14 protein-coding genes are annotated in these 15,119 nt (G+C 63.1%); 6 read left to right on the forward strand and 8 right to left on the reverse strand.

Annotation, left to right across the window (positions count from 1 at the left end; genetic code table 11):
• Entirely contained in the window at window positions 1–858 is an 858-nt protein-coding gene (locus ACX3P1_RS01675; RefSeq protein ID WP_459077918.1) for an ABC transporter ATP-binding protein, read from the forward strand.
• Window positions 855–1,682, forward strand: coding sequence for a dipeptide ABC transporter ATP-binding protein (locus tag ACX3P1_RS01680; RefSeq protein WP_459077783.1), 828 nt, complete (start codon window positions 855–857; stop codon window positions 1,680–1,682). Before ACX3P1_RS01675 ends, ACX3P1_RS01680 begins: the two co-directional genes overlap by 4 nt.
• A 10-nt stretch (window positions 1,683–1,692) precedes the next feature.
• On the opposite strand, the gene ACX3P1_RS01685 is transcribed toward ACX3P1_RS01680, so the two are convergent.
• From ACX3P1_RS01685 to ACX3P1_RS01710, 6 genes are all read right to left on the reverse strand, one after another.
• Window positions 1,693–2,799, reverse strand: coding sequence for a DUF1513 domain-containing protein (locus ACX3P1_RS01685; protein ID WP_459077784.1), 1,107 nt, complete (start codon window positions 2,797–2,799; stop codon window positions 1,693–1,695).
• 1 nt (window position 2,800) lies between these two features.
• On the reverse strand, window positions 2,801–3,904 hold the full coding sequence (locus ACX3P1_RS01690) for an imelysin family protein (protein ID WP_459077785.1): 1,104 nt from the start codon (window positions 3,902–3,904) through the stop codon (window positions 2,801–2,803).
• Window positions 3,904–5,400 carry a di-heme oxidoreductase family protein gene (locus tag ACX3P1_RS01695; RefSeq protein ID WP_459077919.1) on the reverse strand — a complete coding sequence of 499 codons (1,497 nt, stop codon included), beginning with the start codon at window positions 5,398–5,400 and terminating at the stop codon, window positions 3,904–3,906. Before ACX3P1_RS01695 ends, ACX3P1_RS01690 begins: the two co-directional genes overlap by 1 nt.
• 198 nt (window positions 5,401–5,598) lie before the next feature.
• On the reverse strand, window positions 5,599–6,084 hold the full coding sequence (gene bfr / locus ACX3P1_RS01700) for a bacterioferritin (RefSeq protein ID WP_459077786.1): 486 nt from the start codon (window positions 6,082–6,084) through the stop codon (window positions 5,599–5,601).
• A complete protein-coding gene (locus tag ACX3P1_RS01705) occupies window positions 6,050–6,361 on the reverse strand; it encodes a (2Fe-2S)-binding protein (RefSeq protein WP_459077787.1) in 312 nt (103 codons plus the stop codon). The genes bfr and ACX3P1_RS01705 overlap by 35 nt, the downstream gene beginning before the upstream one ends.
• Before the next feature lie 107 nt (window positions 6,362–6,468).
• Window positions 6,469–7,770 carry an imelysin family protein gene (locus tag ACX3P1_RS01710; RefSeq protein ID WP_459077788.1) on the reverse strand — a complete coding sequence of 434 codons (1,302 nt, stop codon included), beginning with the start codon at window positions 7,768–7,770 and terminating at the stop codon, window positions 6,469–6,471.
• A gap of 476 nt (window positions 7,771–8,246) precedes the next feature.
• Between ACX3P1_RS01710 and ACX3P1_RS01715 the strand changes: the two genes are divergently transcribed.
• The 4 genes from ACX3P1_RS01715 to ACX3P1_RS01730 all read left to right on the forward strand — a co-directional run bounded on the left by ACX3P1_RS01715 (window position 8,247) and on the right by ACX3P1_RS01730 (window position 13,256).
• On the forward strand, window positions 8,247–9,491 hold the full coding sequence (locus tag ACX3P1_RS01715; RefSeq protein WP_459077789.1) for an NAD(P)/FAD-dependent oxidoreductase: 1,245 nt from the start codon (window positions 8,247–8,249) through the stop codon (window positions 9,489–9,491).
• Between the two features lie 81 nt (window positions 9,492–9,572).
• Window positions 9,573–12,095, forward strand: coding sequence for a ligase-associated DNA damage response DEXH box helicase (locus ACX3P1_RS01720; RefSeq protein WP_459077920.1), 2,523 nt, complete (start codon window positions 9,573–9,575; stop codon window positions 12,093–12,095).
• Window positions 12,092–12,820, forward strand: a complete 729-nt coding sequence (pdeM, locus tag ACX3P1_RS01725) for a ligase-associated DNA damage response endonuclease PdeM (protein WP_459077790.1) — start codon at window positions 12,092–12,094, stop codon at window positions 12,818–12,820. Before ACX3P1_RS01720 ends, pdeM begins: the two co-directional genes overlap by 4 nt.
• Before the next feature lie 40 nt (window positions 12,821–12,860).
• Window positions 12,861–13,256 carry an MAPEG family protein gene (locus tag ACX3P1_RS01730; RefSeq protein WP_459077791.1) on the forward strand — a complete coding sequence of 132 codons (396 nt, stop codon included), beginning with the start codon at window positions 12,861–12,863 and terminating at the stop codon, window positions 13,254–13,256.
• A gap of 7 nt (window positions 13,257–13,263) precedes the next feature.
• Here the strand turns inward: ACX3P1_RS01730 and ACX3P1_RS01735 are convergent, their stop codons facing one another.
• Entirely contained in the window at window positions 13,264–14,091 is an 828-nt protein-coding gene (locus tag ACX3P1_RS01735; RefSeq protein ID WP_459077792.1) for a TIGR02186 family protein, read from the reverse strand.
• Window positions 14,091–15,014 (reverse strand): sulfite exporter TauE/SafE family protein, encoded by a 924-nt coding sequence (locus tag ACX3P1_RS01740; protein WP_459077793.1) that lies wholly within the window; start codon window positions 15,012–15,014, stop codon window positions 14,091–14,093. Before ACX3P1_RS01740 ends, ACX3P1_RS01735 begins: the two co-directional genes overlap by 1 nt.
• Window positions 15,015–15,119 lie beyond the last annotated feature (105 nt).

Genomic DNA, 15,119 nt, shown 5'->3' on the forward strand with positions numbered 1-15,119 from the left:
ATGCCCCTTCTCGACATCAAAAACCTCACCGTCTCGTTCGACACCTCGACCGGTCCGTTCATGGCGGTTCAGGGCATCGACCTGTCGGTCGAGCCGCGCGAAGTGCTGGCCATCGTCGGCGAAAGCGGCTCCGGCAAGTCGGTATCGATGCTTGGCGTCATGGGGCTGCTGCCAAGTTCGGCGACGGTCAAGGCCGACCGCATGGCCTTCGATGGCATCGATCTTCTGGCGCTGACGCCCGAGCAGCGGCGCAAGATCGTCGGCAAGGACATTTCGATGATCTTCCAGGAGCCGATGGCGAGCCTCAACCCGTGCTTCACGGCCGGCTTCCAGATCGAGGAAGTGCTGCGCTTCCACATGGGCATGGACCGTGCCCAGCGCCGCGCCCGCGCCATCGAACTGATGACGCTGGTGGGTATTGCAGAACCGGCCGAACGGCTGAATTCTTTCCCGCATCAGATGTCGGGCGGCCAGTGCCAGCGGGTCATGATCGCCATCGCCATCGCCTGCAACCCGAAACTTCTGATTGCCGACGAGCCGACCACCGCGCTCGACGTCACCATCCAGAAGCAGATTCTCGACCTGCTGGTTTCGCTGCAGGCCGAATACGGCATGGGCCTGATCATGATCACCCACAATATGGGCGTGGTGGCCGAGACGGCCGACCGCGTGATCGTCCAGTACAAGGGCCGCAAGATGGAAGAGGCCGACGTTCTGTCGCTGTTCGAAAACCCGCAGAGCAATTACACGCGCGCACTTTTGTCGGCGCTGCCGGACAATGCTACGGGCGATCGCCTGCCGACCATCTCCGACATGCTGTTCGAACCGGCCGCCAATGCCACGGGAGCTGCATCATGACGGCGGTCCTCGAAGGCAGGAACATCGTGCGCGACTACCATGTCGCCGGCAGCGTGTTTCGTGCTGCGCGCACGGTGCACGCGGTCAAGGGCGTTTCCTTCAGCGTGGAGAAGGGCAAGACGCTGGCCATCGTCGGCGAATCGGGTTGCGGCAAGTCCACCCTGGCGCGCATCATCACGTTGATCGACCCCGCAACCGCAGGCGACCTGCTGATCGACGGGCACAAGATCGACATCGCCAAGGAAAGCCTGTCCAGGGAAATGCGCCGCAAGGTGCAGATCGTTTTCCAGAATCCTTACGGATCGCTCAACCCCCGCCAGAAGATCGGCGATATTCTGGGCGAGCCGCTCAAGATCAATACTGGCAAGCCGGCCGCTGAACGGCGCGACCTTGCCATGGCCATGCTGAAAAAGGTTGGGCTGGGAACCGAACACTACAACCGCTATCCGCACATGTTTTCCGGCGGCCAGCGCCAGCGTATCGCCATCGCCCGCGCACTCATGCTGAACCCGTCGCTGTTGGTGCTGGACGAGCCGGTGTCGGCGCTCGACCTTTCCGTGCAGGCGCAGGTGTTGAACCTGCTGGCCGATTTGCAGGACGAGTTCCAACTGACCTATGTGTTCATCAGTCACGATTTGTCCGTCGTGCGCTACATCGCCGACGACGTCATGGTGATGTATTTCGGCGAAGCGGTGGAATACGGTTCTCGCGACGAGGTTTTTGCCGACCCCAAGCACGACTATACGAGAACGCTGTTTGCCGCCACACCCCGCGCCGACATCGCCAGCATCAAGGCGCGGCTGGCCGGCAAGAGAGCCGCTTAGGCGTAAGGCGTTATCGCGCTTGCGCGATGCGGTGCATGTGGTTGTCCCAGACATAGTCCGGCTCGGAAATACCGGCACCGCCTGCCGGAACGATCATGCCAGCCCCGCTGGTGGCGATGAAGCCTTCGCGGTCCGGCGCGATGCCGCACACTTCCGTCAGGTCGGTGGCTGAAACCACCTTGCCGATTTTCGTGTCGAAGACCACATAGCTGTTGCCGGCGGGCGACGACACCGCCATCGTCCCTGCCTCATGGTTGGCGGCCATGGCGCCGATATAATTGTGCAGGCCGTTCAGCACCTTTTCCGGCATTTCCAGCAATTCGAGGTCCTTGCCGCGCGCGGCGCGCCCGACCAGCGAAGGCCGGTCTATGGTCGCTCCCTCATACTGGCAACTGAACCAGATCGTGCCGGCGTGGTCGGCGTCCATGTGGCGGATGGAAAGCCGGTTCAGGTCCGGCGGCAACTGGTGCTTTTCGATGAGATCGCCGGACAGGCGGTCGATCAGCACATAGGAAGGCTGCATCGTCGCCAGATTGAGTTTGGCCTTGCCGAAGTCGGGATGCGTTTCGATGCCGCCATTGGCGATGGCCAGCGTACGGTCGTCGCCCATCAGCAGCAATTCGTGCGGCCCGACGCCGTGGGTCGAAAATTCGCCGATGCGCGAAAACCCGTCGCGCGCATCGTAGATACCGATCATACCGGCGGCATTGTCGAAATCGTTCTCGGTCGCGTAGAGCACCGTGCCGTCGCGCGAGAACACTCCATGCCCGTAGAAATGCCGGCCGGCAACGCTGGCGATGGTCAGCGGCTGGGCATGCCCGGTGTGGTCGAAGACGACGGCGATGGTGCCCGGCTTGCGCGGAAAAACCACCGAGCGCCGCGTGACCGGGTCGAAGGTTACGTCATGGCCCCGGTCCGGTATTTCAACCGCATAGATGAGCTTGCCGGCCTCGGAGAGAATGCCCGCGCCGTAGCTGCCGTCGCGCTTGACGAAGGCTGTGGCGAACACGGCATCGGTGTCGAGCGTCGCTGCCCATGCCGACGGCGCAAGTGCCGCCGCAAAGCCTGCGCCCGCGGCCTTCAGGAAATCGCGCCGATCGATCAACGGCGTGCGCACCTCAATCCCCGTCGAGCGAGGAAAAGCCGGCGGTAAGGCCGAACTCGGCGGTCATGCGGGTGCCGATCAGGCCGGAAAGCGTACTCGTCACCAGCGCGAAATGATCGAGTTTTGCCCGACGCGCCGGGTCGGCCAGCGCCTCGCCGATTGGTCCGGTTACGGCGCGCGCGTCGGCCGCGCCGTTGGTGAGCAGGATATGGGTCGAATCCGCCATCCAGCGGGCTTCCGGCGAAAGCGCCTCGCCGACACGTGAAACCGTGAACAGACGGTCCATGCCGTCCAGATTGGCGGCGAGCGAAGCGGCGGTGTTGCCGGAGCGCCAGTAGATCGCCTGCTTCGGCTTGTCGGCCTCGGGGTTGGCGCCGAAAAAGCCATTCAGGCGCACGTCGCGCACCATCTCGAGTTCGTTGATGAAAACGCCCATCAATTCCGTGACGGCCTCGTTGCCGTCGCGATAGAGCGGATTGTCCGGGCCCGGATTGGCCCACAGCTCGGCAAACCCGTCCTTCTTGTCCCAGTCCGCCGCGACATCGCCGGCCATCGTCTCGATATTGCCGGCAACCGCCGCGCCATAGGCGCAGCGATACGGATCGTCGCTGGTCGCCAGCGCTTCCGCGCCGGTGCCGTAGAGCACGAATTCCAGTGCCCCGAACCCCTGCATAGCAACGCTTTTGCCGGAAAGCCGGGCAGGATCGGTCGCCGTCGCATCCTTGTCGGCCAAGGCTGCCTGCACCTGTTTGAGACCTATCGATTTGCGGTCGGGCCAAAACAACATCCGCTCGAGCCTGTTATTCTCGCGGATCGGCCCGAAGGTTATGATCTCGACCGTCGACCATGCCTCGACAGCGCCGGAAAATTCGGCGCGAGCTTTCACGAGGTTGCCCGGCGAGGGGGCTTCGCAAAGCGCCCGCATGGTCGTCGTCAAGGTCGCTGCATGATCGTGCAGGCTGGCATAAGCGGGTCGAATGAAGCCGTCGATGGCCGCACCGATGACGTCGGCTGCTTTCACCGCGGCTGCGGCAGGCTGAACCATCGGCAACAGCAACGGCGCGGCCAGCGCAAAAGCCAGCCCAAGGGGCCGCGGAGCGAGAAACCGCTTCGACATCACAACGACTCCAGGAATTTGATCAGCGCATCGCGCTCAATGGCGGGGGCGGCGGCGAAGCGGTCGCGGGCGTTTTTCGCCTCGCCGCCATGCCACAGGATTGCCTCGGTGAGGTCGCGGGCGCGTCCGTCATGCAGGAAGAAAGTATGGCCGTTGACCTTTTTCGTCAGGCCGATGCCCCACAGTGGCGGCGTGCGCCATTCGCTGCCCGTGGCATCGCCCACTTGTTGCCCGTCGGCCAGCCCGTCGCCCAAATCGTGCAGCAGGAAGTCCGAATATGGCCATATCAGTTGGAAAGCCTGCGCCTTGTTCGGCGTATCGCGCCGCGTGACGAATTTCGGCGTATGGCAGGAGACGCAGCCCATGGCGTAAAACGCCTGCTTGCCGGCCAGCACATCGGGCTTGTCGATGGCGCGGCGGGCCGGCACCGCCAGGTTCTGCGAATAGAAGGTGATGAGGTCCATCACCGGCACCGGCGCTTCGGTCTCGCCAAGACGTTGCTGGACACCGTTCGGCATGGCGAGGCAGTTGACCTGCGCTGCCGTGCAGTCGCCCCAGTGCCGCGGCGCTTCCGGCGAGGAAATACCGATGTCGCCCGCCAGCGCGTCCGCCGACTGCGCGCGCACGCTCGACTGCTGCGCCTTCCAGCCGAAGCGGCCGAGCGTCAGGTCGCCGCTGACAGGATCGCGCACGATGGCCGCCTTGCCGGAAATGCCGTCACCGTCCCTGTCGTCTGGGTCGGCGTGCGCCAAGATGTCGGCGGGATGGATCTGCTCAACCAGCCCCAGACCGATCATGGGGTTGGCGATGCGCGGCGATAAGGTGGTGCGTGGGTCCAGCGGGCCGTAGGCGAAGTCGTCGATCGAATAGCTCGGCTTGCGCAGCGACAGTGTCGTGCCGTCGCCCAGTGTCACCGGCATTTCGTGATAGTCTATGCGCATGCGGCCTTCGCCGGACAGGCCCGGTACCGCCAGGTCCTGCAACTGCGTGCCATAGATAGGGTCGGGGAAATTGAGCGCTTCGTGATTGGCGACCGCCGCCTTTTCCTGCGCCGTGTCCGCCTCCCGCGCCAGGCGCAAGAACATGGAGGTGGCGTCGAGACTGGCTTCCGGCGGGTGGCCGCGCCCGTCCTTCAGATGGCAGGACTGGCAAGCGCGCGCGTTGAACAGCGGCCCGAGCCCATCGGATGCCTGCGTTGAGGAAGGCGACGACACCCAGTTCTTGCGGAAAAGCGCATTGCCGAGCTTGAACGTGCCTTCTTCCTCGAAGCTGATGTTGGCCGAGGAATGCGAGAAGGCGTCGGCGTTGACGCGCTTCTTCGAGGTGCCGGCGCCGCCCTGCATCAGCTCGAACTGCTCGGCCTTGGAAAAATCGCGGGTCGGCTTGGTGACCGCCTCGACCCGCGCCAGATCCTTCGGCGTCAGGTCGGATCGGGTAGTGGCAAGGCCGTCGGCGAAGGCCGGCCATGCCGCAAATAGGAAAACAGTGCCAAACAAGGCAGCAAGACTGAAGATAGCGGGCTTCTCCCCGTAAACGGAGAGAAGATGCCGGCAGGCAGATGAGGGGCGACGCGAGCGTGGCACGCGCTGCCCCTCATCTGTCACTTCGTGACACCCTCTCCCCGTAAACGGAGAGAAGGAAGAACCTCGCGCGCGGCGCAGAAAATCTAGTATGCGCCGCATTCCCGCATGTCCTTATTCCGCCTCGTTGGCGGCGTCGGCGTTGAGCAGGCCGTACTTTTCGTCGCCGATGGAAGCGAGCAGGTCGAGCTGCGTCTCGAGGAAGTCGATGTGCCCTTCCTCGTCCGCCAGCAATTCCTCGAACAGCTTCATGGTCACGTAGTCGCCCAGTTCATTGCAAATCTCGCGCGAGCGCTTGTAGGCGGTACGGGCCTCGTATTCGCCCGCGAGATCGGATTCCAGCACTTCCTTCACGTTCTGCCCGATGCGCAACGGCGCGACGGACTGCAGGTTCGGATGGCCTTCGAGAAAGATGATGCGGGCGACAAGGCGGTCTGCATGGTGCATCTCTTCGATCGATTCTGCCCGCTCCTTCTTGGCGAGCTTGGTGTAGCCCCAGTCCTCCAGCAGACGGAAATGCACCCAGTACTGATTGACGGCTCCGAGTTCCAGAAAAAGGGCTTCGTTAAGCCGCTCGATGATTTGCGGTTCGCCTTTCATGGGTCGTACTCCCGTATTGGACGCGCAGTTCCCTGACACGGTCCAGGTGTGTAACGATATCCACGCCGTCCGTCGCGGATTTGGCGTGATACGCCTCGGTTACCCGAATGATCGTTTCCACCACATTTGGAAAGCAGCCGCAACAGCGCCCGCGCTTGTGCATCGAATGATAGACCTTGGCCGGGACGATAAGCTGCCACCGGTCCTGGTCGAGCAGGGCGATGATTGCCTGCTCGACTTCCTTTTGCGTGATGATATTGCACTGACAGATCAGCATTTTCGTCTCTTTGGCTGATGGAGCGCACCTCCATCTGGCTAATCGTTCCTGTGAAGCGGGTTTCGCTCCCGCTTCCGGAGAAACCCCGCTTACTGGAAAACCCCGACTTACTGAAACACCTTGTCCGGTGCGTCGAGGCTGTCCGAGCTTTCGAAAGCGATGGCGTCGAGCTTCAACGCCGACACGACGCGCTCGATCGACTTGGTCTGGTCGACCAGTCCGTCGATTGCCGCCTGCACGGTGGCGTTACCCTCGGTATTGCCTTCGCCGATCTGCTGGTCGTAGGCCTCGCCGGCCTCGGCGCGCGCCTTGATCGCCTCCATTTTGGCGACGGTCAGGCCGAGCTTGTCGGACAATTCCTTGTCCAGTGCCGGATCGGCAGCCTTGACCATGTCGGACACCGAAGGACCGGATACGACTGAGCCGTCGATGCGCTTGTAGCTGGCATGATAGGCGTCGCGGATGCCGACCGCATCCTCAAGGTGCGAGATATGGGTATTGTCGGAGAAGCAGTCATGCTCTTCCTCCGGGTCGTGCAGCAACAGGCCGAGTTTCATGCGCTCGCCCGCCAGTTCGCCATAGGACAGCGAACCCATGCCGGTCAGGATGGCCGAAATGCCGGCATTCGGCTCGCCCTCCTCGAGGTTCTTGCGCGCCGCGCCGCCGTCTTTCCAGTTGCCGACCATCTCCTCCAGGTCCGAGACCAAAAGGTCGCTTGCCGACTTCAGGTACTGGCCGCGGCGGTCGCAATTGCCGTTGGTGCAGTTGGCGGTGTCGTAGTCGCTATAGGCGCGCTCGCCGGCGCCTGGGCCGGTGCCGTGCAAATCCTGCCCCCATAGAAGGAATTCGACGGCGTGATAACCGATAGCCACATTGGCCTCGATATCGCCCGCCTCCTGCAGCGTGCCGGAGAGGAATTCCGGTGTCAGGTTCGAGGCGTCGATTTCCTTGCCGTCGATCTTGATCGTCTTGTTGGCGATGACATTGGCCGTGTAGAGCGAGTTCCCGTCCGATTCGGTGCCGTAGCCCTTGTCGACATAGTCGATCAGGCCTTCATCCAGCGGCCAGGCATTCACCCGGCCTTCCCATTCGTCGACGATGGGGTTGCCGAAACGATAGACTTCCGTCTGCTGGTAGGGAATGCGCGCCGCCTTCCAGGCTTCGCGCGCCGCATTCAGCGCCTCAGTCGAGGGCTTGGCGATCAGCGCAGCGACCGCCTTGTCGAGCGCCTGCGCGGTGGTCAGCGAATCCTCGTATTTGGCCAGAGCGATATCGGAATAGGTCTTGATGACCGTCTTGGCGTCGGTTTCCGCCTTTGCCGGCAACACGAAGACGGCGGCCGTCAGCGCGACCGTGGCGGCAAGGGCAGCAAGCCTGCCGGCATATCGGGTCTTGACGATTTTCAGCATTGTCGTCTCCTGGGAACTGTCAGCATGGAAGGGCAGCGGCAGTGCCAAGGGCATGGCCGGGAGCCAGTTGCGGAATGTGCGAATGATGATCAAGGCGCAGGCTTTGCTGCGCGGCCGGCAAGTCGAAAAATGGCCGCGTCGCGCGGTCCGGATAACAAGACACCGAAATGCCTCCAATCGAACGGGTTCAAGGCCCAGACATCAAAGGGGTGCGCTATAGCGCTGCCTCACATAAAACGATGCTCGTCCGTAAAGTCAACCGTCTTTGTCAAGAAAAGACAATCGAAACAATAGTTTAGAATAATTCTAAACTAAATGGCTCATGTTTTACGCAGGCCAGCTATTTCAGGCGCTCCATGGGTGGGAGATTGACAAAAGGGCATTCCGGGTGCGACCGCGGAGTGCGGCATTCGCGGCGGAACTGGACAATCGCCGGTTTGGCGGTCTGGCTAGGATGTCGAACGGATAGGTGCAGCATGAAGAACGGCGTTGTCATTGTCGGTGCGGGTCACGCGGGGGTGCAGGCGGCGGCCAGCCTGCGCGAGGAGGGCTATGATGGTCCGGTCATCCTGCTCGGCGACGAGAACGAACTTCCCTACCACAAGCCGCCGCTGTCCAAGACCTTCATCAAGGACGCGGAGGCCAAGCCGCAGCCGTTGCGCGGCGAGACCTTCTATACCGGAAATGCCATCGATTTTCGCCCCGGCGTCACGGTCGAGCGCATCGACCTTGGCGGCCAGCGGCTGGAGATCGCCGGCGGCGATACGCTGGCCTTTGACCATCTGATCCTGGCCACCGGTTCGCGCCCGCGCCTGCTGCCGCTGTCCGGCTCGGACCTTGCCGGCGTGCTGTCGCTGCGCTCGATTAGTGATGCGCGCCTGATCCGCGACCAGAGCGGCCAAAGCGAGGAAGTCGTCATCCTCGGCGGCGGCTTCATCGGCCTTGAAATCGCTGCGACCCTCACGGCGGGCGGCCGCAAGGTCACGGTGGTCGAGGCGGCGCCGCGTCTGCTCGGCCGCGCCGTTGCGCCGGTTGTTGCCAGCCATGTGCACAAGCGGCTGGAGGCGCTGGGCGTGCGCATCCTGACCGGCACGACGGTCGAGCGGCTGGAGGGCGAAAACGGCCATGTCGTGGCGGCGGTCACCTCCGCCGGCGAACGCCTGCCGGCGAAAATGGTCATCATCGGCATCGGTGTGGTGCCCAATGTGGAATTGGCTGGAGCCGCCGGCCTCGCCACCAGCAATGGCATCAGTGTCGACCAGCAGATGCGCAGCTCGATCCCGCAGGTGCTGGCGATCGGCGATGCCGCCAGCTACCGCCACTGGCTCACCGGCGGCGACGTGCGGCTGGAATCGGTGCAGAACGCCACCGACCAGGCGCGTCTCGCGGCGCGCACCATCACCGGCCATGCGGATGCCTTTGCCGCGGTGCCGTGGTTCTGGTCGGACATCGGCGACATGAAGCTGCAGATGGTGGGCCTCACCGCCGGCAGCGACAGCAATGTGGTGCTGGGCGATTTCGACGAGAACCGGTTTTCCATCTACCACTATGCCGGCGACCGACTGCTCGGCATCGAATCCGTCAACCGTCCCGGCGACCATATGCTTGGCCGCAAGATGCTGGGCGCTGGCTTTTCACCGTTGTCGGAAACGGTGGCAGCCGGTCCTGACGGGCTGAAGGCTGCCCTTGCCGCCTTCCAGCAGGGCGTCGCGGCAGAGTAGGCCGGGAGCGTCACCGGCTCCGATCACTTTTTGTTCCAGAATTTCCTTGGCGATTGCCCGCCGCCGCGCTACCTCTGCCGGGTGACCATCGAGCAGCCCCTTGCCGACGAAAATACCGCTGTCCGTTTTCCCGAACCGTTCGTAAAATGGTTCGCGGCAAAGGGGTGGACTCCGCGCGCGCATCAGATCGAACTGCTTTCCCGCGCTCAAGCCGGGCAATCGGTGCTGCTTATCGCGCCGACCGGGGCCGGCAAGACGCTGGCCGGGTTCTTGCCGACGCTGACCGAACTGGCGCATCGGCCCAAGCGAAAACCCGGCGCTGCCCGGCGCGGCATCCACACGCTCTACATCTCGCCGCTCAAGGCGCTGGCCGTCGATATCGAGCGCAATCTCGGCAAGCCGGTGGCGGAAATCGGACTGGCTGTCACGATAGAAACGCGCAGCGGGGACACGCCGCAGCACAAAAGGGCGCGGCAGAAGCTGGTTCCGCCGGATATTCTGCTCACCACGCCGGAGCAACTGGCGCTGCTGATCGCGTCTGCCGATGCCGTGCGCTTCTTCGAGGATTTGCGCTATGTCGTGCTCGATGAACTGCATTCGCTGGTAACATCGAAGCGCGGCCATCTGCTGGCGCTGGGACTGGCGCGGCTGCGCAAATTCGTGCCCGCCATGCAGACCATCGGCCTGTCGGCGACGGTAGCCGAGCCGGACGAATTGCGGCGCTGGCTGGTCAGCCAGAATCCGCCCGGCGAAATGGCCAGCCTCATCACCGTCGAAGGCGGCGCAAAGCCGGATATTACCATCCTCGATTCAGAAGAACACGTGCCGTGGGCGGGGCATTCGGCGCGCTATGCGACGCCAGAGATTTACGACGCCATCAAACGGCACAGGACAACGCTTTTGTTCGTCAACACGCGCAGCCAGGCGGAACTGCTGTTTCGGGAACTGTGGCGGGTCAATGAGGATACGTTGCCGATCGCGCTGCATCACGGCTCGCTCGATGTCGGCCAGCGCCGGCGCGTGGAAAAGGCGATGGGCGACAATGCGCTCAGGGCCATCGTCGCCACCTCGACGCTCGATCTCGGCATCGACTGGGGCGATGTCGATCTGGTGGTGCATGTCGGCGCGCCGAAGGGAGCGAGCCGGCTGGCGCAGCGCATCGGCCGTTCCAATCACCGCATGGACGAGCCGTCGAAGGCAATCCTGATCCCGGCCAACCGCTTCGAGGTGCTGGAGTGCCGGGCAGCCCTCGACGCCAACTATCTTGGCGCGCAGGATACGCCGCCGCTGACTGCCGGCGGACTGGACGTGCTGGCGCAGCATGTGCTGGGCTGCGCCTGCGGTGCACCGTTTCTCGCTGACGACATCTTCGTGGAAATCCGCACGGCGGCGCCCTATGCAAATCTCGACCGCGAAACATTCGACCGCGTGATCGATTTCGTCGCCACCGGTGGCTATGCGCTGAAAGCCTATGAGCGCTATGCCCGCATCCGCCAGAACAAGGACGGCTTCTGGCGCGTCTCGCATCCGCGCTTCGCCCAGCAATACCGGCTCAATGTCGGCACCATCATCGAGGTGCCGGCGCTCAACGTGCGCTATGTAAAGGCGGGCTCGAAAGCGTCGACGTCACGCGGCGGCATGACATTGGGCAAGATCGAGGAAGCGTTTCTCGAAACGCTGACGCATGGCGACACGTTTCTGTTTGCCGGAAAAGTTCTGCGCTTCGAGGGCATCCGCGAGAGCGAATGTTTCGTCTCGAACGCGCCGGGCAGCGACGCCAAGGTGCCTTATTATGGCGGCGGCAAATTTCCGCTTTCGACCTATCTGGCCGAACAGGTACGCGTCATGCTGGACGACCCGGCGCGCTGGAAAAACCTGCCGGAGCAGGTCGCCGACTGGCTGCGCATCCAGGCGGAAAAGTCGGTGCTGCCGAAGCGCGCAGATCTTTTGATCGAAACTTTTCCACGCAGCAACCGGCACTATCTGGTCGCCTATCCGTTCGAGGGCAGGCTGGCGCACCAGACGCTCGGCATGTTGCTGACACGCAGGCTGGAGCGGGCTGGCGCGCGGCCGCTCGGTTTCGTCGCCACCGACTACGCGCTTGCCGTCTGGTCGCTGGGCGACATGGGACAGATGTTCCGGGCGAAAAAGCCGTCGCTCAGTGAACTGTTCGATGAGGACATGCTGGGTGACGATCTCGAGGCTTGGCTGGCCGATTCATGGCTTTTGAAGCGTACCTTCCGCGCCTGTGCGCTGATTTCGGGGTTGATCGAAAAGCGCCATCCCGGTCAGGAAAAGAGTGGGCGGCAGGTGACGGTGTCGACCGATCTCATCTACGACGTGCTGCGCAGCCACGAGCCGGACCATATCCTGCTGCAGGCGACGCGGGCGGATGCTGCCGCCGGGCTGCTCGATGTCAGGAGACTGGCCGACATGCTCTCGCGCATCCACGGGCGAATCGTGCATAAGCACCTTGAACACATCTCGCCGCTGGCCGTGCCGATCATGCTGGAAGTCGGCAAGATGCCGGTCAATGGCGAGGCCGACGAAACGCTTCTGATGGATGCCGCCGATCTGGTCGAGGAGGCCATGGGCAAAGGATGAATTTCGCTGCCGCCAGCGCCCCGCCGATCCACGGTGACCCTGTTCGGGGCGACCTTGTCGGCATCGCCGGCGAGTTTGCTGTCTGCGACAGGCGCGGCGTGCTTTATTTCCCAGAATACCAGCTTCTGGTGGTGTCCGATCTGCATCTGGAAAAAGGTTCGTCGTTGGCCAGGCGCGGTGCGCTGATCCCGCCCTATGATACGGCAGCGACCCTCCTGCGGCTTCAAGCAGTGATCGCGGATTACCAGCCGGTCATCGTCATCAGCCTTGGCGACAGCTTTCATGACGGCGGCGGGGCTGCGCGCATGCACCCGGCCTTTCGCGAACAGCTTGAAGCCCTGATGGCAGGGCGCGATTGGTTCTGGGTCGCCGGCAACCACGATCCCGATGCGCCTGCCGGCCTGTCCGGCAAGACGGTGCGCGAGATCGCCATTGGCGCGCTTTCGTTCAGGCACGAGCCTTCTGCGGAAAGGATCGAGGGCGAGATTTCAGGCCATCTGCATCCGTGCGCGCGCATCGTGCAGCGGGGCCGCTCGGTACGGCGGCGCTGCTTTGCCGGCGATGGCGGGCGCATGATCATGCCGGCCTTCGGCGCCTATACCGGCTCGCTCAACGTGCTCGACCGCGCCTATGCCGGGCTGTTTCGCCGCGAAAGCCTGATGGCCTACATGCTCGGCGCGCAGCGTATCTTCGCGCTGCCACACTCGATGCTGCGGCCGGGGTGAGGGTTGCGGCTATCTGGGGCGGAGGCAGAAGGGAGCTGACATGGAAAGGTACTACTCGGTCGCTATCGTGACCCTGCTTTGCGGGCTCGTGATATTCGCAATGGCCCTGACCGTGGCGAGAACCCATGGCAAGACCGGTATCCTCGCCCCGACCATGACCGGCGATCCGCTGCTCGAAAGAGCCGTTCGGGCCCACACGAACACGCTCGAATGGTTGCTGATCTTCCTTCCCGCGATGTGGCTGTTCGCGATTTATTGGAGCGCCGGCTGGGCAGCCGGCTTCGGCGTCCTGTGGCTTATCGGCCGCGTGGCGTATTTCGTCGGATATATCTCGGAGCCGAAAAAGCGATATCCTGGGTTCTTCATCCAGGCCATCGCGACATTTGTGCTGCTCCTCGGCGCGCTGGGGCGGATTGTATACCTCGCCTTGACGTAGCGCCGCATCAGTCTTTGCGGAACAGGACACGGCCCAGCCAGCCGGTCACGATTGCCAGGAAGACGGCGAAGAGGCCGTAGAAGACCGAATGGTTATGGGCGAGGCGGAAAATCATCTGCTCGAAGCCGGACTTGCGGATCTCGAGTTGCGCGGAGTTTTCCTTGATGAAGAGGCCGTTCTTGAACAGAAAGGCGCGCGCCTTGTGGGTGCCGATCTGCACGTCGGGCGCCAGCCGCACCGTGGCGCGGAACAGGTTTTGCGACAGGAACTGCACACCGCCGACATTCTCGCTGTAGAGCCCGGCCGCCGCCTTGCGGTCACGCAGCGCCTGGGTGAATTCCTTGATGGTTGAGGGGCTGCTGTCGTCGCCTTCCGCTGGCTGCATGTAGATGTTGCTAGGGCCGAGCGACAATTGCCTGTAGCTGTTGGGTTCGGTAATGTCCTGAAGCGGCCTTGTGCTGGCCATCGAATAGGAAACCGGCACGTTGTCGAAGGTTTCCGATTCGAGATTGACCCACACGCCCAACACCTTGTCCTTGCGGCGGACCACGATTGGCTGCCCCGGCCCTTCCAGCACCACGATGACGTCGTAGCGCCCCTGCCTTGCGACCTGCGGGTCAGCGTCCTCCAGCGAACCGAAAATGGTGAGATCGGCGCCCGAAAAGCCCGCCGTGATCGACACATTGTCCGTGGACAGGCCGATCTGGATGCCTTCGTGATGCGCGGGGGTCTGCACGCGCGGCGCCTGTGGCTGCGCCTGTGCTGCTGCGGCCAAAGCGAATGCTAGCGTGCCTTGCGCCGCGAGCATACAGAGGAATTTGTGCAAGACCCTCATCAACTGAGGCCTACGGTTGACAGCGAATAGAGGTTGGGCGGCCGGGCGAACAGGTCGATGGCAAGGCGGATGGCGACCGCCAGTACCAGCAGCGCCAGCAGCGCCCGCAGCTGCTCGCCGCGCAGCTTCTGCCCGACCTTGGCGCCGTATTGCGCGCCGGCGACGCCGCCCGCCATCAGGATGAAGGCGAGGATGATATCGACGGTTTGGTTGGTCGCCGAATGGATCAGCGTCGTATAGGCCGAAGTGAAGATGATCTGAAACAGCGAAGTGCCGATGACGACGTTGGTGGGAACCTTCAGCAGGTAGATCAGCGCCGGCACCATGATGAAGCCGCCGCCGACGCCCATGATGGAAGACAGGAAGCCGATGGCCGCGCCAAGGCCCAGCACCGGGATGACGCTGACGAACAGTTTCGAGGCGCGGAAGCGCATCTTCAGGGGCAGGCGGTGGATCCAGTTGTGCTGGCCGGGCTTCTTCAGCACGGGCGCAGCTCCGCTGCGGGTCTTGCGCAGCGCATTGACGCTTTCGACCAGCATCAGGCCGCCCACGGTCCCGAGCAGCACGACATAGAGCAGCGAAATGAACAGGTCGAGCTGGCCCAGCCGGCGCAGTATCCCGAAGACGAAAATGCCCCCGGTCGAGCCGACGACGCCGCCCGCCAGCAACACCCCGCCGAGCTTGAAGTCGAGGGTTCCGCGCTTCATGTGCGACAGCGCGCCGGAAAAGGATGAGGCGATGACCTGGTTGGCGCCGGTGGCGACCGCTATGGCCGGCGGGATGTTATAGAAGATCAGCAGCGGGGTGATGAGGAAGCCGCCACCCACGCCGAACATGCCCGACAGAAAGCCGACCGCTGTGCCCATTGCCAGCAGTACGAAGACATTGACGGAAATTTCCGCGATCGGGAGATAAATGCCCACCCGTCTGTCTCAACCAATTTGCCTGTCGGCCGACATGGCCGCTGCTTGTCTATAACACCGAAAAGCTAACCCGATCTTGCCGTGACGGCCCAATGCGGGTCAGAT

It is taken from the genome of Mesorhizobium sp. A623, assembly GCF_054489405.1.